Raw genomic sequence first — 6,688 nt, 5'->3', positions numbered from 1 at the left:
GGCGGCGGCCGCGGCGGCGGTGTCGGCGTCGACGTCGGTGACCATCACCCGGTATCCGCGTCCGGCGAGCATCTCGGCGATCTCCCTGCCCACCCCGCGACCGGCACCGGTCACGAGCGCGCTGCGCGGCCTCGTCGTCGTCACTTCTCGCTTCCCAGTCCGGAGCGGATCCGGCCGTAGGAGATGCCACCGTGGCAGTAGGTGGGCACGACCGGCCAGAAGCGCTTCCAGGGGACGAGCTCGGTGGAGGGCAGGATCTGGAGCCAGCGCGGGTCGCCGGGGCACGGGTCCGCCATGGTCTTCTCCTTGATCATGGAGTCGTACTGATCCAGGGAGTCCTCGAGGGTGTTGGCGTTGGGACAGATCTCCCGGCCGAACTGCTCGTGGTACCGCCGCACGCCCGGGATCCGGGACAGCTCCGGCTGCCAGTTGTCCAGCGAGATGCCGTTCTCCGAGGACACCCACACGCCGTCCGGGGTGTTGACGACCAGCGAGTGGTTGCCGTCGGTGTGTCCGGGGGTCCACATCAGGGCGAGGCCGGGGCCGAGCTCGATGTCCCCGTCGAACACCGCGAACTTCGAGCGGTCGACCCCGCCGAGACCGTCGGCGACGTACCACGCCCACTGCATGGGGTGCAGGTCCTCGAGCGTGGCCAGCTCACGTCGGTGGACCAGCAGCCGCGCGTCTCCGAACAGTGGGTCGCGGGGCGCGGTCTCCCCGGGGATGACCTCCGTCGAACCGAGGATCATGCGCGGGTCCTGCACGTGCAGGTGGTCGAAGGTGCAGAAGTCCACGTCCTGCGGCGTGAGCCCGACCCTGGCGAGCGCCTGATCCGGCTCGTTGAAGTACTTGAGGATCAGCTTCACGGCCAGGTTGCCGCCGGGGACCTTGTCGACGAGCGCCTGGAGGTTGTCGTAGAAGGGCGCCTCGGCGGACCCCGCGGGGACGGTCGGCTCGAACACCAGGGTGCGGGGGCGGCCGTTCCAGTCGTCGTACTGCACCACGATCATCCGGTTGATCATGGTGATCAGCGGCAGGCTGGGGACCGAGACCGCGTTGTTGAACGCGTACTTGACCGGGTACGGCGCCGCCGCCACGTCCACGGACTGCACCGCCCGCACCTGCCCCTGCTGCACGAACCGCGTCTTGTACTCGGCGGCCGCCGCGCGCACCGCCCGCAGGCGTTCACCCCGGGGCCACACGTCGTGGACACCGTCGAACTCGGGGATCGAGCGCGCGCCGATCTGCTCGAGCATCTCCTCGGTGGACTGTTCCCGCAGGGTCTGCTCCTGCAGTTCCCGGTCGCCCAACTCGTGTTCGCGCAGCATCACCGCTCCTGTTCTCCTCGGGGCGCCGTGGCTCTCCCGGCGCCGTGCTCCTGACGGGTACTTCCAGGATCCGGTGTCCGTCGCCGCCCCACTTGTCTCAGCGCGACACTCTCCCCCGGCGTCGGAGCTCGCCGGGGGAGACGCCGAACCACCGCCGCACGGCGTGGCTGAGCGTGGACTGTTCGGAGAACCCGACCAGGTCGGCGATCTGCGTGAAGGACAGGTCGGTGGTCGTGATGAACCGGTGTGCCCGGTCCCGCCGCAGGTCGTCCACGACCCGACCGTAGGTGGTGTCCTCCACGACGAGGTGGCGCTGCAGGGTTCGCGGGTGGATCGCGAGCGACGCCGCCACCTCGGCGAGTGCCGGGACCCGCCCGGGAAGGCGCTCGCCCACAGCCCGGCGGACCCGACCCGCCATCGAGTGGGCGGGGTCGGAGTAGGTGCCCGCCAGGTGGTCGAGGGCGGCCTGTCGGATCTCCTCGTCGGCGGTGGCGAACGAGGCGTCCAGGATCCTGCGCTCGACGCACAGCGCGGCCACGGGGCGGTCGAACTTGATGTCGGCACCGAAGAAGTCCAGGTAGCGGTCCACGGGCGAGAGCGGCCCGTGGGTCAGCTCGACGGATCGGAGACCGGGACTGCGCCCGAGCAACTGCACCGCCATCCGGTGGAACAGGCCGAGCCCCAGCTCGATGGCCTGAGGGGAGTACGGCGACTCGGACAGCTGCTTGCGGTATGTCAGCGCGATCACTCCGCGCCGGTTCCACGGGTCGTCGTCGACGCCGATCGTCAGCGCGGGGCTGTGGACGAACAGGAAACGCGCCGCGCACTCGAGCGCCTCGGTGGCGGTGGAGCTGGGGCGGATCGCCCGGGCCACGGGACCGAGGATGGAGATGTCCTGTCGGTCGGCCAGCCGCAGCCCGAAATCCGGGCACTCGAGCGCGGCAGCGGCGGCGTCGAGCATCTGGTCGTGCGCGGTGATCGAGATCAGGCCGTCGTCGCCGGCGAGGGCCTCGGCCGCGATGCCGTACTGGTCGAGCAGGTGCTCGGGGTCCCCTCCGAGTTCGCTCACGAGCGGGGCGAAGCCGCGAAGGCTGGCGGTGCGGATCAGCGGCTGCACGCCACCACCCGGGCGCTACCGTTCCGCCAGGTGACCACGGACTCCGGGCTGCTCACCCGGGCACACCGATCTCCCCGGCCACCCGACGGCCCGACTCGACAGCCCCGTCCATGTACCCGGCCCAGCGGGTGGCGGTCTCCGTGCCCGCCCAGTGGATCGGGCCGACCGCGCGGCGCAGGTGGGGTCCGAAGCGGGTCAGGGTCCCGGGCGCGGCGAACGCGCCGTAGCACCCGCGGCTGTACTCTTCCTCCGCCCAGTCGCGCTCGATGTAGTCGACGGGTTCGCGGGCCCGGGGCCCGAAGTATCCGGCGAGATCCTCCAGCACCTGCGCCCGACGGTCGGCGGGCGTCATGCGCGAGCACCGGTCCGCGTGTCGGCCTTCGAGGAATCCGACCAGCACCCCGGGGCCACCGCCCGCGGCGCCGTGGGGGGTGTTGTCGAAGACCGTGCCCAGCGGGCGGGTGTCGCTGTTCGCCTGACCGCTCCAGCCGTCGGCGCGCCAGAACGGCTCCGGGTAGGCGACGTTGACCTTGATCACCCGTCCCATGGGCAACCGTTGGACGAGCTGGTCGCGGTCCCCGGGCAGGCCGGGGGAGTAGCGGATCCTCGACGCGAGCGGCGGAGGAACGGCGACGACCACGTGGCGCGCGCTCACGGTGTGGTGGCCGGTACGGACGCGGACGGAACCGACGTCCCACTCGACCGCGGTGACCGGGCTGTCCAGCACCACCCGTTCGCCGAGTTGCCGCGCCATCTCGATCGCGATCGTCTGCGCCCCGCCCACCACGCGGTCCTGCTGCGCTCCACCGGCGGTGTCGATCATCGCGTCCAGTCCGCCGGCCGAGCCGATGTAGAACGCCGCCCACAGCGCGGAGAGGTCCTCGGGGCCGGTCGAGAACACAGCCTCGGTGAGGAGTCGGTAGAACCCGCGGGCCCGCGGGGTGCGGGCGGTGCGTCTGAGCCAGGTGTCGAACGTCTGCGAGTCCAGGCGGTCGGCGCCGGAGGCGTTCCACGGGTCGTCGAGCGGGATGCGGGCGGCCATCCGGTCGAGCCGCCACTGGGTCTGGGCGATATCGGCCAGGGTGACCGGGTCGAACCTGGGGATCCGGCCGGTGTACTCCGCCCTGGCGCCGCCGAGTTCGGCGATGTGCCGGCCCTCGACGTGGGTGGGGAAGGTCTGCAGTCCCAGTTCGCGGATCAGTGCCAGGACGTGGTGTTGGGTGGGGCCGACCCACTGCCCCCCGACCTCGATGGGCTGGCCACCGGCGAGCGTGGCGCCCAGTAGCCTGCCGCCCACACGGTCCCGGGCCTCCAGAACCATCACCTCGTGGCCCACCCGGGTCAGCTCACGCGCGGTGACCAGGCCGGCGATCCCCGCCCCCACGACCACCACGTCCACCGATGAGTCCATTGTCGAGCCTCTCCACGCCCTCGAATCGCAGACATTCCCACAGTATTCCGAGCCCCCGCCGGCCCGGGTCAGGACAGTGAACTCGACGCGACGGACCCCTGCCGTCTGCCACCCTTGTCGGCATGGACACGGACAGGCGATCCCTGCCGCGCAACTCGTGGCTCTCCCGGGGCGAGCCGCTCGATCGTGACGACGCGGCGAGCAGGATCAGCGCTTACATCTACGGCAACATCCTGGTGCTCGCGGCGCTCGTGCCGATCGTCCAGAGCGAGAAGTACGTCGGGATCGCGATAGTGCTGGGCACCGCCCTGTCGACGTTCATCGCGCACGTCTTCGCCGAGGCGGTGGGCCACGGCGTGCGTGAGGGCGAGCCGCTGAGCCGCGCCGAGCGGCTCGCCGAACTGCGGAACTCGGTGCCGATCCTGAGCTCGGCGGTCCTGCCGTCGCTCATCCTCGCGGTCGGGTGGATCGGGGTGATCGAGCACGGTACCGCCATCCTGCTCGCGGAGATCACCGTGCTGGTGCGGATCGGCGGCGTCGTCTTTGTGATCGGCCGACTCAACGGCGAACGGCCCGATCGGAGGTGGCTCCTCGGCGCGGCGGCACTCACGGTTGTCGCCGTGGCCGTCGTGGCGCTCAAGGTCGCTCTGACGCACTGAGCCGGCGTCACCGGTCGATCATCCGCACCGGCCGTTCCGGCCGACCGGTCACCTCCCGAACAGCCTCGCCAGGAACCCCTCCGCGGGGGCCTTGGCGTGACCGGGGCACCGCTGGGACCTGGGCACGGCGGACATCACCTGGTCGACGTGCATGCCGCACCCGGCCCACGTCGTCTTTCCACAGGTCTTACAGGTGGCGGGTCTGCACATGGTCGTTCTCCTCAAGGTCACAGAGTGCGGGGTCAAGGGCCGCGGGATCGTCGCGAGGTCGCCAGGCGAACGGTCGGCTCGCTCGGGCCTCGACAGCCAGCATACATACCCTAGGGGGTATAGACAATGAACGCGCGACCAGCCTTCTCTTGACTCCCTCGTCGATGAGTGTCACTGTATTAATCACCTAATACAGCGACACGGACGGGGGCTCGATGCAGTTCGACACCGCCTCTCCGATCTGGGTGCAGCTCGTCGAGGAGTTCTCGCGACGCATCGTGATCGGGGAGTGGGCGGCGGGCGCGAGGATGCCCGGGGTCCGCGAACTGGCGTCCGACCTGGGCGTCAACCCCAACACCGCACAGCGGGCACTGGCCGAGTTGGAACGGCTCGAGCTGTGCCGATCCGAGAGGGCCAGCGGGCGATACGTCACCTCCGACGACGCCCGCATCGACGAGGTCCGCGCCGACCTCGCCTCCGGCGCCGCCCACGAGTTCATCCGTCGGGTCCGCGGCCTCGGGATGACGCAGGACAAGGCCCGAGCACTACTGGACAACAGATGGGACGACCATGACCACACCACTGCCCATGCGCACGACGGAGGTGCCTGACGTGAGCATCACCGAGAACGCCGCGCCCACACTCGTCGAGGCCTCGGGGCTGCGCATGAGTTACGGCTCCACGACCGCGTTGGACGCGCTCGACCTCCGCCTGGCTCCGGGCCGGATCGTGGGACTGCTCGGGGAGAACGGCTGCGGTAAGACCACCCTCCTCAAGATCCTCGCCGGCGTGCTCTCGGGATACTCCGGCAGCGTGCGGATCGACGGCCACGCCCCCGGACCCGAGTCCAAAGCGATCGTCTCCTTCCTGCCCGACACCAGCTTCCTCCCCGATTCCGCACGGGTGACCTACTGCCTGGAGCTCTACGCCGACTTCTTCTCCGATTTCCGCACCGAGAAGGCCCGAGACCTGATCGGGTTCTTCGGTCTGAGCGAAACCGCCCGGCTCAAGGAGATGAGCAAGGGCATGCGCGAGAAGGTCCAGATCGCGCTGGCCATGTCCCGTGACGCGAAGGTGTTCCTGCTGGACGAACCCATCTCCGGCGTCGACCCGGCCGCACGTCAGCTCATCCTCGACGGGATCCTCCGCAACCTCTCCGAGGACTCACTGCTCCTGATCTCCACGCACCTGGTGCACGACCTGGAGCCCATCCTCGACGCCGCGGTGATGATGCGCCACGGCCGCGTCCTGCTGCAGGGCGACGCCGACGACCTCCGCGGCCAGCACTCCGCCAGCCTCGATCAGATCTTCAGGGAGACCTACCGATGACGACGACACTGCTCAAGCACGAATGGTTGCGTACGCGTGGGGCGCTCGGGACGACTCTCGGCATGATCACCCTGATCGGAGTCCTGGGCAGTCTGCTCGGGGCCGCCGGATGGCCCCTTCTCTCCCAGTTCGGGATGGCCCTGGGCGTGTTGGCCGCGATCGTGGCGGTCCCGGCTGTCCAGTTGACCCTCGCCGCCGATTACTGGCGTACCGGGTACGGCCGCACCGGGTACTTCACCCACTCCATCCCCGTCCGCGGCTCGACCATTTTCTGGGTCAGGTTGGCGTGGGCGATGATCGCCTCGCTGGCCGCGCTCGTCCTCACCGCCGGGCTCGCGCTGCTCGCCTGGTGGGCGGCCGCGTTGCATTCGGGGATCACCTCGCCGTCGTCGTCAGTCCTGTCCGACACCTGGACCACGGTGACCACGGCCGCGCCGCCCTGGATGATCGCCGCCGGGCTCATCGTGGGCCTCTCCTCGTTCCTGATCTGGCCGGTCTACTACTACTTCGCGGTCTCGGTGGGGCACGAGCGGCGACTGGCGGCTCTGGGCGCCGGTGGGCCGGTCGTGGTGTTCGTCGTGATCTACGTGGCCACTCAGATGCTGTCGCTGCTGGCGATGATCGCGCTGCCGTT

At 70.0% G+C, this 6,688-nt stretch carries 8 protein-coding genes and 1 pseudogene; 4 read left to right on the top strand and 5 right to left on the bottom strand.

Going from position 1 to position 6,688, the window contains the following annotated elements; all coding sequences use genetic code 11:
* The 4 genes and pseudogenes from G6026_RS17890 to G6026_RS07150 all read right to left on the bottom strand — a co-directional run.
* Window positions 1-114, bottom strand: a pseudogene (locus G6026_RS17890) (short-chain dehydrogenase); the annotation flags it as partial.
* 26 nt (window positions 115-140) lie between these two features.
* On the bottom strand, window positions 141-1,328 hold the full coding sequence (locus G6026_RS07160; RefSeq protein ID WP_182612765.1) for a hypothetical protein: 1,188 nt from the start codon (window positions 1,326-1,328) through the stop codon (window positions 141-143).
* Between the two features lie 97 nt (window positions 1,329-1,425).
* Window positions 1,426-2,445, bottom strand: a complete 1,020-nt coding sequence (locus G6026_RS07155; RefSeq protein ID WP_182612764.1) for an AraC family transcriptional regulator — start codon at window positions 2,443-2,445, stop codon at window positions 1,426-1,428.
* A gap of 52 nt (window positions 2,446-2,497) precedes the next feature.
* The gene (locus G6026_RS07150; RefSeq protein ID WP_182612763.1) at window positions 2,498-3,856 is read right to left on the bottom strand and encodes a flavin monoamine oxidase family protein; all 1,359 of its coding nucleotides are present in this window, start codon (window positions 3,854-3,856) and stop codon (window positions 2,498-2,500) included.
* A 122-nt stretch (window positions 3,857-3,978) separates the two neighbouring features.
* Here G6026_RS07150 and G6026_RS07145 point away from each other — a divergent pair, with 122 nt between their 5' ends.
* Entirely contained in the window at window positions 3,979-4,515 is a 537-nt protein-coding gene (locus G6026_RS07145) for a hypothetical protein (RefSeq protein ID WP_107756864.1), read from the top strand.
* 48 nt (window positions 4,516-4,563) lie between these two features.
* Here G6026_RS07145 and G6026_RS07140 read toward each other — a convergent pair whose 3' ends face one another.
* Complete coding sequence (locus tag G6026_RS07140; RefSeq protein WP_182612762.1) at window positions 4,564-4,725, bottom strand: hypothetical protein; 162 nt, start codon at window positions 4,723-4,725, stop codon at window positions 4,564-4,566.
* 215 nt (window positions 4,726-4,940) lie between these two features.
* Between G6026_RS07140 and G6026_RS07135 the strand changes: the two genes are divergently transcribed.
* The 3 genes from G6026_RS07135 to G6026_RS07125 all read left to right on the top strand — a co-directional run.
* Window positions 4,941-5,336 carry a GntR family transcriptional regulator gene (locus tag G6026_RS07135; protein ID WP_182612761.1) on the top strand — a complete coding sequence of 132 codons (396 nt, stop codon included), beginning with the start codon at window positions 4,941-4,943 and terminating at the stop codon, window positions 5,334-5,336.
* 1 nt (window position 5,337) lies between these two features.
* Window positions 5,338-6,054 carry an ABC transporter ATP-binding protein gene (locus G6026_RS07130; RefSeq protein ID WP_309230150.1) on the top strand — a complete coding sequence of 239 codons (717 nt, stop codon included), beginning with the start codon at window positions 5,338-5,340 and terminating at the stop codon, window positions 6,052-6,054.
* Window positions 6,051-6,688: hypothetical protein (locus tag G6026_RS07125; protein WP_182612760.1), on the top strand; the 638-nt coding region annotated here is incomplete at its 3' end. The genes G6026_RS07130 and G6026_RS07125, both read left to right, overlap by 4 nt.

Origin of the sequence: Dietzia sp. DQ11-38-2 (genome assembly GCF_014145055.1) — a bacterium.
Lineage (GTDB): Bacteria > Actinomycetota > Actinomycetes > Mycobacteriales > Mycobacteriaceae > Dietzia.
The sequence above is the reverse complement of the archived record's forward strand: the minus strand, read 5'-3'. Positions and strand labels throughout refer to the sequence as shown.